At 64.0% G+C, this 13,741-nt stretch carries 15 protein-coding genes; 5 read left to right on the forward strand and 10 right to left on the reverse strand.

The features are described from left to right. Positions 1-4 precede the first annotated feature (4 nt). Positions 5-829, reverse strand: a complete 825-nt coding sequence (locus K3551_RS16060; protein ID WP_259915574.1) for a DUF6473 family protein — start codon at positions 827-829, stop codon at positions 5-7. Positions 830-997: 168 nt separating this feature from the next. Between K3551_RS16060 and K3551_RS16065 the strand changes: the two genes are divergently transcribed. Beyond that, entirely contained in the window at positions 998-1,876 is an 879-nt protein-coding gene (locus K3551_RS16065; RefSeq protein ID WP_259915577.1) for a 3-hydroxybutyryl-CoA dehydrogenase, read from the forward strand. A gap of 1 nt (position 1,877) precedes the next feature. Here K3551_RS16065 and K3551_RS16070 read toward each other — a convergent pair whose 3' ends face one another. From K3551_RS16070 to K3551_RS16100, 7 genes are all read right to left on the reverse strand, one after another. Next, complete coding sequence (locus K3551_RS16070; RefSeq protein WP_259919651.1) at positions 1,878-2,690, reverse strand: lysophospholipid acyltransferase family protein; 813 nt, start codon at positions 2,688-2,690, stop codon at positions 1,878-1,880. 68 nt (positions 2,691-2,758) lie between these two features. After that, entirely contained in the window at positions 2,759-3,028 is a 270-nt protein-coding gene (locus tag K3551_RS16075) for an HPr family phosphocarrier protein (RefSeq protein ID WP_259915579.1), read from the reverse strand. Between the two features lie 43 nt (positions 3,029-3,071). Then, a complete protein-coding gene (locus tag K3551_RS16080; RefSeq protein WP_259915581.1) occupies positions 3,072-3,464 on the reverse strand; it encodes a PTS sugar transporter subunit IIA in 393 nt (130 codons plus the stop codon). Beyond that, a complete protein-coding gene (gene rapZ, locus K3551_RS16085) occupies positions 3,461-4,378 on the reverse strand; it encodes an RNase adapter RapZ (protein ID WP_259915583.1) in 918 nt (305 codons plus the stop codon). The genes K3551_RS16080 and rapZ overlap by 4 nt, the downstream gene beginning before the upstream one ends. Before the next feature lie 124 nt (positions 4,379-4,502). Next, the gene (locus K3551_RS16090; RefSeq protein ID WP_259915586.1) at positions 4,503-4,955 is read right to left on the reverse strand and encodes an HPr kinase/phosphorylase; all 453 of its coding nucleotides are present in this window, start codon (positions 4,953-4,955) and stop codon (positions 4,503-4,505) included. 24 nt (positions 4,956-4,979) lie between these two features. Next, a complete protein-coding gene (locus K3551_RS16095) occupies positions 4,980-6,713 on the reverse strand; it encodes a sensor N-terminal transmembrane domain-containing protein (RefSeq protein ID WP_409197384.1) in 1,734 nt (577 codons plus the stop codon). Positions 6,714-6,722: 9 nt separating this feature from the next. Beyond that, positions 6,723-7,424, reverse strand: coding sequence for a response regulator transcription factor (locus tag K3551_RS16100; RefSeq protein ID WP_259915588.1), 702 nt, complete (start codon positions 7,422-7,424; stop codon positions 6,723-6,725). A 317-nt stretch (positions 7,425-7,741) separates the two neighbouring features. On the opposite strand from K3551_RS16100, the gene K3551_RS16105 reads away from it, so the two are divergent. Then, positions 7,742-9,340: a phosphoenolpyruvate carboxykinase gene (locus K3551_RS16105; RefSeq protein ID WP_259915595.1), complete on the forward strand. Its 1,599-nt coding sequence runs from the start codon at positions 7,742-7,744 to the stop codon at positions 9,338-9,340. Beyond that, entirely contained in the window at positions 9,325-9,846 is a 522-nt protein-coding gene (locus tag K3551_RS16110) for a DUF3859 domain-containing protein (protein WP_259915597.1), read from the forward strand. The genes K3551_RS16105 and K3551_RS16110 overlap by 16 nt, the downstream gene beginning before the upstream one ends. A 57-nt stretch (positions 9,847-9,903) precedes the next feature. On the opposite strand, the gene K3551_RS16115 is transcribed toward K3551_RS16110, so the two are convergent. Beyond that, on the reverse strand, positions 9,904-10,662 hold the full coding sequence (locus K3551_RS16115) for a sulfite exporter TauE/SafE family protein (RefSeq protein ID WP_259915598.1): 759 nt from the start codon (positions 10,660-10,662) through the stop codon (positions 9,904-9,906). Between the two features lie 136 nt (positions 10,663-10,798). Here K3551_RS16115 and K3551_RS16120 point away from each other — a divergent pair, with 136 nt between their 5' ends. Both K3551_RS16120 and K3551_RS16125 read left to right on the forward strand, forming a co-directional pair. Continuing rightward, positions 10,799-12,496: an acyl-CoA dehydrogenase family protein gene (locus K3551_RS16120; protein ID WP_259915600.1), complete on the forward strand. Its 1,698-nt coding sequence runs from the start codon at positions 10,799-10,801 to the stop codon at positions 12,494-12,496. A 137-nt stretch (positions 12,497-12,633) separates the two neighbouring features. After that, positions 12,634-13,014, forward strand: a complete 381-nt coding sequence (locus K3551_RS16125; RefSeq protein ID WP_259915602.1) for an META domain-containing protein — start codon at positions 12,634-12,636, stop codon at positions 13,012-13,014. On the opposite strand, the gene recO is transcribed toward K3551_RS16125, so the two are convergent. Beyond that, positions 13,011-13,736, reverse strand: a complete 726-nt coding sequence (gene recO / locus K3551_RS16130) for a DNA repair protein RecO (protein ID WP_259915603.1) — start codon at positions 13,734-13,736, stop codon at positions 13,011-13,013. The two genes, K3551_RS16125 and recO, sit on opposite strands and share 4 nt — an antisense overlap. Positions 13,737-13,741: the final 5 nt, after the last annotated feature.

Raw genomic sequence — 13,741 nt, forward strand, 5'->3', positions numbered from 1 at the left:
CGTCTCACGCCGTCAGCCTGCGCCCGTCCCGTCTGCCCACGGCGCGGGCCAACACCCGGGCGATGCGTTCATGGCTTTCATTCGACAGCGACAGGCGCGCGGCGGCGACCTCCATCTCTGGATAGATCATGTGCCGAAGCTGGCCGTCACGCTGATCGTCGGTCACGTCACAATGGACCAGCTTGTCGATCATCGGCTCCAACTTCTGCATCATGTCGACTGTCACGAATAGCGGCTCTGGCCCCAAGTCCCCTTCTTCTGCATTCTCGATCCAAAGCAGGATCTTGGTTCCGGGTATCCGCGACAGCAGCAGGCGCATGCGGGCGACCCAGGCTTCCTGCAACTCTCGCGTGACCATGGCAAATTTCTCCTCCGAGGCGGCCTTGAGCGTGCAGAGCATGTGCCGCGTGAAGGAAAAATCGCTGAAATCAACCTCCTGGAACAGGGTTTCCATCAGGATGGAATGGCGCAGGAACCGGTCGTTGCGCCGTCGGTGGACGGAATAGAACCTGTTGGAAATGTTCGCCCCGCCCATGACCTGAATGACCGTCGTCTCGGCACCGGCGATGACCTTCATCAGTGCCTCATCCTGGGCGTAGACATCCAGACTGCCGTTTCGGACCCCCAGATTCAGCACCCTGCGGCCCGTCATCTCTGACAGACGATCCGTGAACGGGTCCTCGATGTAGCAACCATAGACCTCTGACCCGCCAAGCACCGCGACATAGGGCTGTTCCAACCCCACCTGCGGCCCCCGGAACGGCACGCGCGACGCGCCGTAGGTGCACGGGTAATAGTCCAGTTCGCTGTCGTGTCGTTCGTAACTCATACCGGGGCCCGTGGCTGCGATTCGCGGGGTGCCCTGAACCATGGCCGCCTGCCCGTTACCAAGTCGTTGATCCCGGCATTTACAGCAAAATGTGCGCAAGCCGCGCGCCGCCTTGTGCCCGGACCCGCCACTGATATGGTCCGCCCTGACGCAGCAGGAGTGCACCCCATGGAGATCGCAAGCATCGGGATCGTCGGCGCAGGACAGATGGGCAATGGCATTGCCCACGTCTGCGCCCTGGCGGGCTATGACGTGATGGTCACCGACGTCAGTCAGGACGCGCTGGATGCGGCGCGGGTCCTGATCACGAAAAATCTGGACCGCCAGGTAAGCCGTGAAAAGATCAGTCAGGACGACCGCGATGCCGCCCTGGCGCGGATTTCGATGACATCGACCTTGATCGATTGCGCCAAGTCCGACCTGATCATCGAGGCGGCGACCGAACGCGAAGCCGTCAAACAGGCCATCTTCGAGGATCTGGTGCCGCATTTGGCCCCGCAGACGATTCTGACGTCGAACACCTCGTCAATTTCCATCACCCGGTTGGGCAGCCGCACCGATCGGCCGCACAAGTTCATGGGCTTCCACTTCATGAATCCGGTTCCGGTGATGCAGTTGGTCGAACTGATCCGCGGCATCGCCACCGACGAAGAAACCTTTTCTGCCTGCCGCACCGTCGTCGACCGCCTGGGCAAGCAATCCGCCCACGCCGAGGATTTCCCCGCCTTTATCGTCAACCGCATCCTGATGCCGATGATCAACGAGGCGGTCTATACGCTCTATGAGGGGGTCGGCACGATCACCTCCATCGATACGTCGATGAAACTGGGCGCGAACCATCCGATGGGCCCGCTGGAGCTGGCCGATTTCATCGGGTTGGACACCTGTCTGGCGATCATGAACGTGCTGCACGACGGGCTGGCCGATACCAAGTATCGCCCCTGCCCCCTGCTGGTGAAATACGTCGAAGCCGGGTGGCTGGGCCGCAAGACGCAGCGCGGCTTCTACGACTACCGGGGCGAGAACGGGCCGGTTCCGACCCGCTAGATTACAGCGACAGGGTGTGGTCGCGCAGTCGCGCCATCAGGTCGCTGGGCGTGTCCGCCATCGCGTCCAGGGTCGCAAAGGGGATCGGCGCGCCGATCACGGGGGCCTGCGCGCGGCCCAGGGCATGCACCACCTCGTGCAGCAGCAACCCTTGGCGCAGGGTTGCCGACAGCTGATTGGCGATCTGATACACGCGGGAGTTCTGGCCCGCGAAATGCACCGGCAGAACAGGCGCGCGGCTCAGCCGGATCATCTTGGCCGTGAAGGGGTTCCACTCCCGCTCCACAGCAGGTCCCCACCAGGTATCAGAGGACGCGACCGAGCCTGATGGGAACAATACCACCGCCCCACCCGCCGCCAGATGGGCCATCGTCTCGCGGCGCATGTCCAGGTTGCGTGCACGGGCATCCGCTTCGTGCGGAAAGGGCACGGGGATCATGTGATCCGCGATCTCCGGCACGCCGGTCAGCAGGCTGCGTGTCAGGATTCTGAAGTCGGACCGCACCCGGCCCAAAAGGTCCGCAAGGACCATCCCATCGACCAGACCATGGGGATGGTTCGCGACGACAATGACGGGACCGGTGGCGGGAATGCGGGCAATCTGGTCCGGCGGGGTATCGACGCGGATATCCATCACCCGCAAGGCATGGGCGAAGAACGCGGGCCCTGTTTCCACGCCCTCCTCCTCGAACCGCCGGATCAGGCGCAGCAGCGTCAGCTTGCCGGTCGTCCATTCCAACGCACGGATCGTCGCCGCCTTTCGCGGGTCGGTGAAGGTGCCCGCATAGCTGAGCCGCGCGCGGTCGTAGGGCATATAGCCAGGCGGTGGCGCGTCATCGGTTGGCCTGTCTCGCGGTGCTGCGCGCAGAAAGCTGAGGTCGCTCACATCGGCTCGCCGAAGCGGTCGGCGACCAGGGCGGCCAAAGCCTCCATCAGTGCGTCGGCATCCGGGCCCGATGTCTCGACTTCGATCGAGGTGCCGCGCGACGCGGCCAGCATCAACAACCCCATGATCGAGTCGCCCCCCGCCTGTTCGCCATTTCGCGACACGGAGGCCGTCGCATCGAAGCGATCCACGCATTCCACGAACTTCGCCGAGGCGCGCGCATGCAGGCCCTTTTCGTTGACGATGTCGAGCGTCTGTTGCGCCATGGAGTCCCCCCGTCCGCGCCCCATAGGGGCAATCACCGCGCCGTCAGGCGCGCGGTCCTTGTGCGACATCCATGTAGCGCGTTCCGGCCGCCTTGGCCAAGGACAACGCTTCGGTCAACGGCTTGCCCCTGCTACGCGCCAACTTGATCAACGCCGGTAGATTGGCCCCGTAGAAGATGACGCGATCCTCGGGGGCGCAGGCGTTCATCGACAGGTTGGACGGTGACCCGCCAAAGATGTCGGTCACCACGATCACCCCATCGCCCTTGTCGACGGCGTCGGCGGCGGCGCAGATCTCCTGCTCCTTTGCGGCGCGGTCGCAGGCGGCCCCGACCGCAATGGATCGCACGCCGTCCTGGGGGCCGATCACATGCTCGACCGCCCGGCGATATTCCTCAGCCAGCCCACCATGGGCCACGATGACAATGCCGATCACGCGGCGGTACCCCCGTCGGTCCGAGCGCCGGACCCTTCGGTCAACAAACCGCCCGCGACGGGCGCGGTGCGGCGATCCAATTCCCTATGGCGTTTAGACACCTGCCACCCGGCCTCCGCAAGGGTCTGGGCCAGCAATTCGGTCACGGCGACTGATCGGTGCCGCCCACCCGTGCAGCCCAGTCCCACGGACAGATGGGCACGGCCTTCGTCGCGGTAGGCCGGCAAGGTCGACAGGATCAGACCGGACATTCGGTCGTAGAAATCCGCAAAGCGGGCGTCGGCCATGATGTAATCCCGCACAGCGGCATCCCGGCCCGTGCCCGCGCGCAGATCTGGCACCCAATGGGGGTTGGCCAGAAAACGCAGGTCGAACACCACATCCAACCCGCGCGGCAGGCCCCGTTTGTAGCTGAATGACTGAACCGATACCGCCAGGCCCCCGGCCTCGCCGAACCAGCGCAGCACCTCATCCTTCAGGTCGTGCACGGTCAACTGCGTGGTGTCGATCACCACATCCGCCTGCTCTGCAATGTCGGTGACCAGCGCCAGTTCGCGCGCGACGCCGATCTCGGCGTCCTCCTGTGGGGCCAGGGGGTGCCTGCGCCGCGTCTCGGAGAAGCGGGCGACAAGCGTATCCGCCGCGCAATCAAGGTAGAGCATGCGCACCGACACCGCCGCATTCGCCCTCAGGCTTGCCAATTGCGACAACAGGCCATCGACGCTGAAATCCCGGTTCCGCACATCAAGACCCAATGCCAGGGGCTGCGGGTCATCGGGCATGCTGGCCAAAAGCCGCGGCAGCAGCGACAGCGGCAGATTGTCGATCGCCTCGTAGCCGGCGTCTTCCAGCACGCGGATCGCAGTCGTCCGTCCAGCGCCGGAGGGGCCGGTCACAAGGAGGACTTCGATCATTGGCGTCGCATCCTGCATTTCGTCTTCCTGGATTGGGCCGCCCATCCGGCCCCGATGTCGCAGAGTTAGTGCGGCGCGACCGGCTTTGAAACCCCTGCGCGCGGGGTCGTGATGCCGCGCCCAGTCAGTGCCGCCCTCCGGGTTCGGCGAACCTGAGCCAGAGAAGCAATTTGGCCGCCAGGTCCCCGCTGGCCGGATGGCGCAACAGGGGAATGCTCCGGCCCAGCAGAGGCCAGACCTCCGGCTCCGGCAAGCGGGCGGGACTGTCCGACAAGAGTATCGCGGCCTGCACCGGGGCGGCGGCCGCCAATGGGACAGGCAGAATGCCCAGGCCGCGAAGCTCCATCGCCGCCGGGGCCCCTTCGGGCGCCGACGCCCACAAGTCCGCGCCCCGTCGGTCCAGAACGACCCTGTCGTCAACGATCAACTCTGCGCCCTGCCCCATCAACTGCGCGGCGCATCCGCTTTTGCCGCTGCCGGACGGCCCCACGATCAACAACGCCCGCCCCCGCAGCGAGACGGCCGTGCCATGCAGGCTGCCCCTGTCCGGGCCCGTCGGATGCAGTGACGGCAGCATCGAAACGACCCCGCCTGCCGACCGTCAGATCGGCAGACCGACGACGAACCGTGCGCCCAACGGCTCGGACGTAATGTCCAGATCGGTGGGACGGATGTTCTCGGCCCAGATGACGCCGCCATGGGCCTCGACGATCTGCTTGGAAATCGCCAGGCCCAGACCCGAATGATTGCCGAACTGCTTGACCGGCCGTTCCGAGTAGAAGCGGTTGAACACCTTGGTCAGCGCGGCCTCCGGGATGCCGGGGCCAGTGTCCTCGACCACCACCAGAACGCGGTTGTCGCGGCGGCGCAGCCAGACACGAACGGCGTCGCCCTCTTCGCAGAAGCTGAGCGCGTTGGTGATCAGATTGACGAACACCTGCGCCAGCCGTGCCTCCAACCCCATGATGATGATTGGTTCCTGCGGCAGGTCGGTGATGAACTCGATATCGTCCAGCTCTGCCTCCTGCGCGTGGTACAGCGTCAGGTTCGACATCATCTTGACCAGATCGAAAGGCTCCTCCTCCTCCTTGACCAGTTCGCTGTCGAGACGCGAGGCGTTGGAAATGTCGGAGACGAGACGATCAAGACGGCGCACGTCGTGTTCGATGACCTCCAGCAGGCGCGTGCGCTGCTCATCGGTCTTGGCCAGTCGCATCGTGCCCACGGCAGACCGAAGCGAGGCCAGGGGATTCTTGATCTCGTGTGCGACGTCAGCGGCAAATTGTTCGTTGCTGTCGATCCGATCATAAAGCGCCGCGACCATGCCGCGCAGCGCCCCCGACAACCGTCCGATTTCGTCGGGACGCGCCGTCAGATCAGGTATGCGGACGCGCTGCGGCGACATCTTGCGCGCGTGTTTGTCGCGACCCAGCTCGGCCGCCGCCGACAAGTCGGACAAAGGGTTGGCAATGGTCGAGGCCAGCACCAGGCTGAGACCGATCGACACCAGCAGTGCGATGACGAACATCTGCAAAAGCTGTTCCCGTTCAGCCCGGACCAGCGCGTCGATTTCACCCGCCCGCGTGGTCACGGCAATGGATCCGATGCGCCCGGACTCGGCGCTGATCGGCGTGAGAACGGTATAGAGTTGCCCGGCCTCGCCCAGATAGCCGCGTATCTGTGTCTCGCCCTCGGCGGTGCTGCTGACCAGTTCCTGGGCAATGCGCAGCGGCCTTGGGGCGTCCTCTCGGGTGCGGGTGAAGACGGCAGAGATCCCCTCCCAAACCGTGTTCAGAACCGAGGTGATGATGGTGGTCTGCTGCGCGGGTAAGTTCAGACCACGCACAACATCATCGCGCCCGGCACCGATGGCCTGCGCAATCAACGTGCCGGAGGTGTCGAAGACATGGACCTCGACGCCCTCGCCCAGGTCGACCTTGGCCAGCAGGGCCGGCACATCGACCCCGTCGCCCGCGGCAAAACTGACGGGCGCGCCCGTGGGCAGCGAGGCCTCCAGGACGTCGGCGACCAGGCGCGCTTCGGTGACCAGACCCTGTTCGCGCTGCACGATCAGGCTGTCGTGGGACGGGTTCAGGAACAGGACACCGGCGACCAGCAACAGGATCGCAAGCAGGTTGAACAGGATGATCTTCCGCGCCAGCGGCGAGCGGTCGAGCGAGAAGAGCCCGCGACGCTCGCGCGCGCTGGCCAGTTCCGCTTCGGTCCCCTCGGGCCGATCCCAATCTTCGCCGAGCAACACCTCTCCACCGGTGGCGTCGCCCTTACGGCGCCTCCGGTCGTCAGGCATCAGATCCAGGTCGGTCGCGGAAGCCATCCGACACGATCACTCTTCGTTGTAGCGGTAGCCGATGCCATAGAGCGTCTCGATGGCCGAGAACTCCGGGTCAGCGGATCGCATCTTTTTCCGCAAACGCTTGATATGGCTGTCGATCGTACGGTCATCCACATAGACCTGGTCGTCGTAGGCCACATCCATCAGCTGGTCGCGCGACTTGACGAAACCGGGCCGTTGAGCCAGCGCCTGCAGCAGCAGAAACTCGGTCACGGTCAGGGTGACGTCCCGCCCCTTCCACTTCACCGCGTGACGCAGCGGATCCATCGACAGCTCGCCACGCTGCATGACCTGGGTATCCTCGGGCGTTTCCGTCTCATCTGAGGCGATCGCCTCTTGCCTGCGCAGGATGGCACGGATGCGTTCGACCAGCAGGCGCTGACTGAACGGCTTGCGCACATAGTCGTCCGCCCCCATCCGCAGGCCCAGAACCTCGTCGATCTCATCATCCTTGGAGGTCAGAAAGATCACCGGAACCGAAGATTTCTGCCGCAGCCGCTGCAGCAGGTCCATGCCGTCCATCCGGGGCATCTTGATGTCGAACACACCGAGATCCGGCATCTGACGGCTGAACGCGTCCAGCGCCGATTGTCCATCATTATAGGTTTCAACCTCGAAGCCTTCGGCCTCGAGAGTCATGGAAACAGATGTCAGGATATTCCTGTCATCGTCGACGAGCGCGATCCGCGACATGCCAATGTCCTTGTGGTTGCCTGTTATACTGCCGTGTTTTTCTGCAAGTCTCCGAAAATTGCCGACAGAATCAACTCAAATCGCGAATCGAGTGATTCGCTTTCAAGACTGTGGCCCCAGTGCAATTAAGGCACGGTTAAGGCCGCATTTTGAAATTCCACCAGATCGCCGACGATGATTGCGCAAACAGATCGGCTTGGTTGCGCTAACTTCCCCTGTGGTTCGCCGCGCAAGGATGTTACCCTGAGGCATCGGATTGAGCAGTCTTCGGTCCGACCAAACTTGACCAATCGGACAATCCCAACTGGAGCCGACCCATGACCCATCCCCGCGTTAACCCCGCGCATACCCTCGAAACCCAAGGCATCAAAGGGTTGGGTCGGGTCTATTACAACCTGTTGGAGCCCGCGATCATTCAGGAAGCGTTGGACCGGGACGAAGGCACCCTTGGCCGCGGCGGGGCGTTTCTGGTCACCACCGGCAAGTTCACGGGCCGCTCGCCCAAGGACAAACACGTCGTGCGCACGCCGGGGGTCGAAGACAACATCTGGTGGGACGCGAACGCACCGATGGAGCCGTCGGCCTACGACGAGCTCAAGGCCGATATGCTGACCCACATGAAAAGCCGCGACTATTTCGTGCAGGATCTGTTTGGCGGGGCTGACCCGGCGCACCGCCTGGACGTGCGCGTCGTGACGGAGCTGGCCTGGCATTCGCTGTTCATCCGCCACATGCTGCGCCGTCCCGATGCGGCCGAACTCGCAGATTTCGTCCCCGAGTTCACCATCATCAACTGCCCATCGTTCAAGGCCGACCCCGGAAAACACGGCTGCCGGTCCGACGTGGTGATCGCCCTGAACATCGAGGCCAAGGAAATCCTGATCGCAGGCACCGAGTATGCCGGCGAAAACAAGAAATCGGTCTTCACCCTCCTCAACTACCTGCTGCCCGAAAAGGGCGTGATGCCGATGCACTGCTCGGCCAACCATGCCAAAGGTCGCCCGACCGATGCCGCCGTCTTCTTCGGCCTGTCGGGCACCGGCAAGACCACCCTGTCGGCCGACCCGGACCGGGTGCTGATCGGGGACGATGAACACGGCTGGTCCGATCGGGGCATCTTCAATTTCGAAGGCGGCTGCTACGCCAAGACCATCAACCTCAGCCGCGAGGCCGAGCCCGAGATCTACGACACGACCGAGAAGTTCGGCACCGTGATCGAGAACATGGTCTTCGATCCCGACACGCTGGAGCTCGACTTCGAGGACGACAGCATCACCGCCAACATGCGCTGCGCCTACCCGCTGGACTATATCTCCAATGCCTCGGACAGCGCGCTTGGCGGGCATCCGAAAAACGTCGTCATGCTGACCTGCGATGCCTTTGGCGTCCTGCCCCCGATCGCGCGCCTGACGCCAGCGCAGGCGATGTATCATTTCCTGTCCGGCTTCACGTCCAAGGTGGCGGGAACCGAGCGGGGCGTGACCGAGCCGGAGCCCACCTTCTCCACCTGTTTCGGTGCCCCCTTCATGCCGCGCCGACCCGAGGTCTATGGCAAGCTGCTGCAAGCCAAGATCGCGCAGTTCGGATCGGATTGCTGGCTGGTCAACACCGGCTGGACCGGCGGGGCCTACGGCACCGGGTCCCGGATGCCGATCAAGGCGACCCGCGCCCTGCTGACGGCCGCGCTCAACGACTCGCTGGCCAAGGGGCAGTTCCGCCGCGACCCGAACTTCGGCTTCGATGTGCCCGTGACCTGCGCCGGTGTGGCCGACGTCCTGCTGGATCCGCGCCGGACCTGGACCGACAAGGCCGCCTACGATGCGCAGGCGCAAAAGCTGGTGGACATGTTCTCGAACAACTTCGCACAATACGTCGATCACATCGACGAGGACGTGCGGGCATGTGCCATCGGCTGACAGCTGCTTTTATCACCGGTCTCGCCCTTTGGGGCGGGGCCGCTCAGGCGCAGGTTCGCCTGATCGAAGCGGGGATCGTCTGCCCGCGTATCTCCGTTGGAGAACTGGTCGAGGCACCCGGCACCGAGGCAGGCGTGTTGCGCCGTATCCGCGAGGGGCTTGTCTTCGACCTGAATGCCCGCACCGTACCCACCATGGATCACCTCGGCTTCGGCTTTCGGACTGGCCTGAAAGACGGTGCCGAAGCGCAGGAGGTCACCGTCGCCGTCACCCACCCGCCCATGGGCCCGCGGGAAATCGAGCGCGAGGAATGGACGACGACACTTTGGCCGGGCGAGTCGAACATGAACCTGTTCACCTTCGAAGAAGATTACGAAAAGGTGCCCGGACCCTGGACCTTTTCGATCGAACAGGCCGGGCGCACCCTCGTCTCGGTCACCTTCGAGGTGACCCGCGACAGCGGTCAAGGCGCTGTTGAACAGGCCTGTTTCCGCTTCATGTCCTGACGATGGTGCCAGATTTTTCGAAAAATCTGGTCAAATCCTTTGAAGGATTTGATCCGGCTACCCGACGAAGGCCTTGCGGATCAGATTAAGGCCCGCGACCACCAGAACCACAAGGGTCACCTTCTTGAACAGGGCCTGATCCATCCCGTCCTGCAACCGGAAACCCACCGCCATTCCGATCAGGGCCGCGGGCAGCAGGGCTGCCGAGAACCACACCGTGTCTGACGACAGGATCCCGGACCTCAGGTGCGCCAGCACAAGAACCACCGATCCGGCACCATAGATTACCCCTTGCACCACCATTTGCCGTGCTTTCGGCGTCTCGATCGCCAACAGATACAGCACGGTCGTCGGCCCCCAGGTTCCAGCCAACCCGCCCAATATGCCGGACACCAAGCCGATTCCCCACTCTGCCGCAACGCGGCGTTCGGGCGGGATCGTGAGGCGCAGGCCGAACAGCTGGATCAGCGACAGCCCCACGACGGGGATACCAAGGATCAGATAGAAGGTCTGGCTTGGGATCGAGGTGACAAGCTGTGCGGCGAAGAAGATCGCGACCATGACCGTCAGCAGATAACGCCAGTGCAGTTGCGCGGCCTCCACCGCGGAAACGCGGCCTTGGCGCGCGACCTGCCAACCATTTGTTGCCAATACGGAAATAAGGATGCCCGCCAGGGCAAGCCGTGGGTCCAGAAAGCTGGATAGCCCCGAGATCATGATCAGCGGCAAGGCGAAGCCGACCGACCCCTTTACCACCCCGGCAAGGAGCGCGATGGCCAGCGACAAGGTCCAGGCAAAAGGCGTCAGACTTTCCATCCGCACTGCCTACGCCTGTCGTCGGCGCGGGGCCAGCAAAACCCACAGAGTTACATTATTCCCTTGATAACCCGTATTTGTGGAATTAAGTTTCGCTGCAACTGCGAAGATACCGTTGGATGACAGGAGCCCGCAAATGCCCCACGATGGACAGACCATGCCAAAGACAGATGCCCCTGCCCCCGTTCTTCTGCCCGACCTTCTGACGCTGACCGCGAGTGCGGTAGCAGCCGTCGAAGCCCTTGTGAAGAAAGCGAAATCCACCATTTCCGACAGGGTCACCGTCGACGGGCGCGTCCGTGCCGACCTGTTGGAGGCGGATCAGACAGCGGCCCATGGCTTTGCCTGGCTTGCCACCTACGGGCAGGCCCTTGCGCAGATGCAGCAATGGGCGGAACGGTTGGACGCCGATGGCCGCTTTGGCGAAACCGAGCAACTGATCCATCAGATCGCTTTTGGCGAATACCTCTGGCAGATCTATGGCGGCATCCCGATGAGCCAGACCGAAATCCTGCGCCCGCAAGACATCGGCCTGACCCAGCAAGATCAGCGCGACATGATGGTTCCCGCCGTGATGTCTCTTTGCAATCAAGGTAATACCCAGGCCGCGCGCAGCCGTCTCGTCATCCTGATGCGCGATCAGACCGCCAATGCGACCTTTGGGGCCACCGGTCTGGATGAAGAGCTGGAGATGGTCCGCGACCAATTCCGCCGCTGGTCCAACGACCGCATCAAGCCGCATGCCCACGAGTGGCACCTGAAGGATGAGCTGATCCCGATGGAAGTCATTGAAGAAATGGCGGAAATGGGTGTGTTCGGCCTGACGATCCCCGAGGAATTCGGCGGCCTTGGCATGCCCAAGGCGTCCATGTGTGTCGTGTCGGAGGAACTGTCGCGCGGCTATATCGGCGTCGGCAGCCTGGGCACCCGGTCGGAAATCGCCGCCGAACTGATCCTGTGTGGCGGCACCGAAGAGCAGAAAACCAAGTGGCTTCCGCGACTTGCGAGCGGTGAGACCTTGCCGACGGCCGTCTTTACGGAGCCCAACACCGGCTCGGACCTAGGGTCGCTGAGGACGCGGGCGGTCAAGAATGACGCGGGCGACTGGGTCGTCAACGGCAACAAGACCTGGATCACCCATGCCGCCCGGACGCATATGATGACCGTGCTGGCACGGACCGTCCCGGACACCAACGATTACAAGGGCTTGTCCATGTTTCTGGCGGAAAAGACGCCGGGCACGGATGCGGAACCCTGGCAGGATCCCGGGATCTCCGGCGGAGAAATCGAGGTATTGGGTTACCGCGGCATGAAGGAATACACGGTCAATTTCGATGATTTCGCCGTAAAGGGGGAAAACCTGCTGGGTGGGGCCGAGGGTCAGGGCTTCAAACAACTTATGCAGACCTTCGAAAGTGCCCGCATCCAGACCGCCGCCCGCGCCATCGGCGTGGCCCAGGCCGCCCTGGACGAGGCGCTGGCCTACGCCGAGACCCGCAAGCAATTCGGCAAGTCCCTGATCGAATTCCCACGCGTTTCCAACAAGTTGGCCATGATGGCGGTCGAGATCATGGTCGCGCGCCAGCTGACCTATTTCTCGGCCCACGAAAAGGACAACGACCGCCGTTGCGACCTGGAGGCCGGGATGGCCAAGCTGCTGGGGGCGCGGGTCGCCTGGGCCTGCGCTGACAACGGGCTTCAGATCCACGGTGGCAACGGATTTGCGCTGGAATATCCGATCAGCCGGATTCTCTGCGATGCGCGGATCCTCAACATCTTCGAGGGCGCGGCCGAGATTCAGGCGCAGGTCATCGCCCGCCGTCTGCTGGGATGATTTGCCCCGTTTTGGCGGAAACATCGGCGCTGGAGTTCACGTTTTGGGGCAAAACAGGGCCGTCTCGTGCGGCCCCTTGGCAGTGCTGCGACCCGGCCCGTCGTGACCCGCCCCGGTGGACCTGTTAGGGGAACCGAATGCTCTGTTCCGTCGCCTTCTTCTTCGGGCTTGCCTGGTTCTGCCCCGATGAGACCATCTCCGGCTACGCCATCGCGGCGACCTACCACCTGACCGAGATGAACGGCGCGGCCTTTGCCGGGACCGCGACCATCGCCTTTCCGGAGCCGGGCATCGTCACAGGTCAGGCCCCCTGCAACCGATACACGGCGTCCCAATCCGTGCCCTATCCCTGGGTCGAAATCGGCCCGATCGCGGCCACGCGGATGGCCTGTCCGGCATTGGACGCAGAGGCGGAGTTCCTTGCCGCCTTGGGCGAGGTGACCTTGGCAGAGGTGCAGGGCCCGGTTCTGATCCTGTCTGACAACGACGGTCCGCGCATGGTGTTCGAGGCCCGCTAACCCGCGCGCCGCAGCGCGTCGATCAGGCGCGCACGGGCGGGGGGTACGGGGCGGTCGCCCAGCGTCGGGGCCAGGTGGTGGTGCAGAAAGTGACCCGTCAGGTCCAGCGCAGAGAGCACCTGCGGCAGGGTCGCAGGACCACCGAGCAGCATCTCTGGCAAGGGCAGCAGGCGATCGGCCCAGGCCCCTGCCCCGGTCCGGCTGACGGCGCGCCCGGTGCGGGGCGAGACATAGGCCAGATCGTTCGCCCCACCGCCGGCGGCGCAGGCGCTGAGGTCCAGACGCAGGCCCGCTTCTGCCAACAGGGCCATTTCCCAGAACACATAGTCACGCAGCCAGCCCGCGCCCTCGGCCAGGGCGTCGGCCAGGCTGTCGGTCCGGGCCTGGAAGTCGGGCAGCGCCTCGCGTTCCGGCAGGACGAAAGCGGCCAGCGCGCAGGTGGTGGTCAGACCTGCAAGACGCAGCGGGTCGGACAGCACGTCGCCCGCGCGGGTGCGCAGGGGTTCCGCCGCAAAGGTGCCGAGGTGGCTGTCGAGCCGGGCGCGCCAGGTGACGGCCAGATCGTTCCCCGGCTGCAGCGCCGCCGCCTTTTTGCGGGACCGACCACCATGGATGATGCCCAGATGGCGGCCATGGGCACGGGTAAAGACTTCGGCGATGACGGCGGTTTCACCATGGGGGCGGACCGCGAGCAGCAGGCCCTGGTCGCGCCACTCGATCATGGCGC

The sequence above is a fragment of the Jannaschia sp. M317 genome, assembly GCF_025141175.1.
Lineage (GTDB): Bacteria > Pseudomonadota > Alphaproteobacteria > Rhodobacterales > Rhodobacteraceae > Jannaschia.

What these genes read in the sequence shown, in the direction of transcription:
- K3551_RS16125 (WP_259915602.1), top strand. Translation starts at nt 12,634, where the DNA reads ATGCTCTGTTCCGTCGCCTTCTTCTTCGGGCTTGCCTGGTTCTGCCCC.
- K3551_RS16115 (WP_259915598.1), bottom strand. Translation starts at nt 10,662, where the DNA reads ATGGAAAGTCTGACGCCTTTTGCCTGGACCTTGTCGCTGGCCATCGCG.
- rapZ (WP_259915583.1), bottom strand. Translation starts at nt 4,378, where the DNA reads ATGATCGAAGTCCTCCTTGTGACCGGCCCCTCCGGCGCTGGACGGACG.
- K3551_RS16060 (WP_259915574.1), bottom strand. Translation starts at nt 829, where the DNA reads ATGAGTTACGAACGACACGACAGCGAACTGGACTATTACCCGTGCACC.
- K3551_RS16100 (WP_259915588.1), bottom strand. Translation starts at nt 7,424, where the DNA reads ATGTCGCGGATCGCGCTCGTCGACGATGACAGGAATATCCTGACATCT.
- K3551_RS16065 (WP_259915577.1), top strand. Translation starts at nt 998, where the DNA reads ATGGAGATCGCAAGCATCGGGATCGTCGGCGCAGGACAGATGGGCAAT.
- K3551_RS16110 (WP_259915597.1), top strand. Translation starts at nt 9,325, where the DNA reads ATGTGCCATCGGCTGACAGCTGCTTTTATCACCGGTCTCGCCCTTTGG.
- K3551_RS16090 (WP_259915586.1), bottom strand. Translation starts at nt 4,955, where the DNA reads ATGCTGCCGTCACTGCATCCGACGGGCCCGGACAGGGGCAGCCTGCAT.
- K3551_RS16120 (WP_259915600.1), top strand. Translation starts at nt 10,799, where the DNA reads ATGCCCCACGATGGACAGACCATGCCAAAGACAGATGCCCCTGCCCCC.
- K3551_RS16105 (WP_259915595.1), top strand. Translation starts at nt 7,742, where the DNA reads ATGACCCATCCCCGCGTTAACCCCGCGCATACCCTCGAAACCCAAGGC.
- K3551_RS16095 (WP_409197384.1), bottom strand. Translation starts at nt 6,713, where the DNA reads ATGGCTTCCGCGACCGACCTGGATCTGATGCCTGACGACCGGAGGCGC.
- K3551_RS16075 (WP_259915579.1), bottom strand. Translation starts at nt 3,028, where the DNA reads ATGGCGCAACAGACGCTCGACATCGTCAACGAAAAGGGCCTGCATGCG.
- recO (WP_259915603.1), bottom strand. Translation starts at nt 13,736, where the DNA reads ATGATCGAGTGGCGCGACCAGGGCCTGCTGCTCGCGGTCCGCCCCCAT.
- K3551_RS16070 (WP_259919651.1), bottom strand. Translation starts at nt 2,690, where the DNA reads ATGCCCTACGACCGCGCGCGGCTCAGCTATGCGGGCACCTTCACCGAC.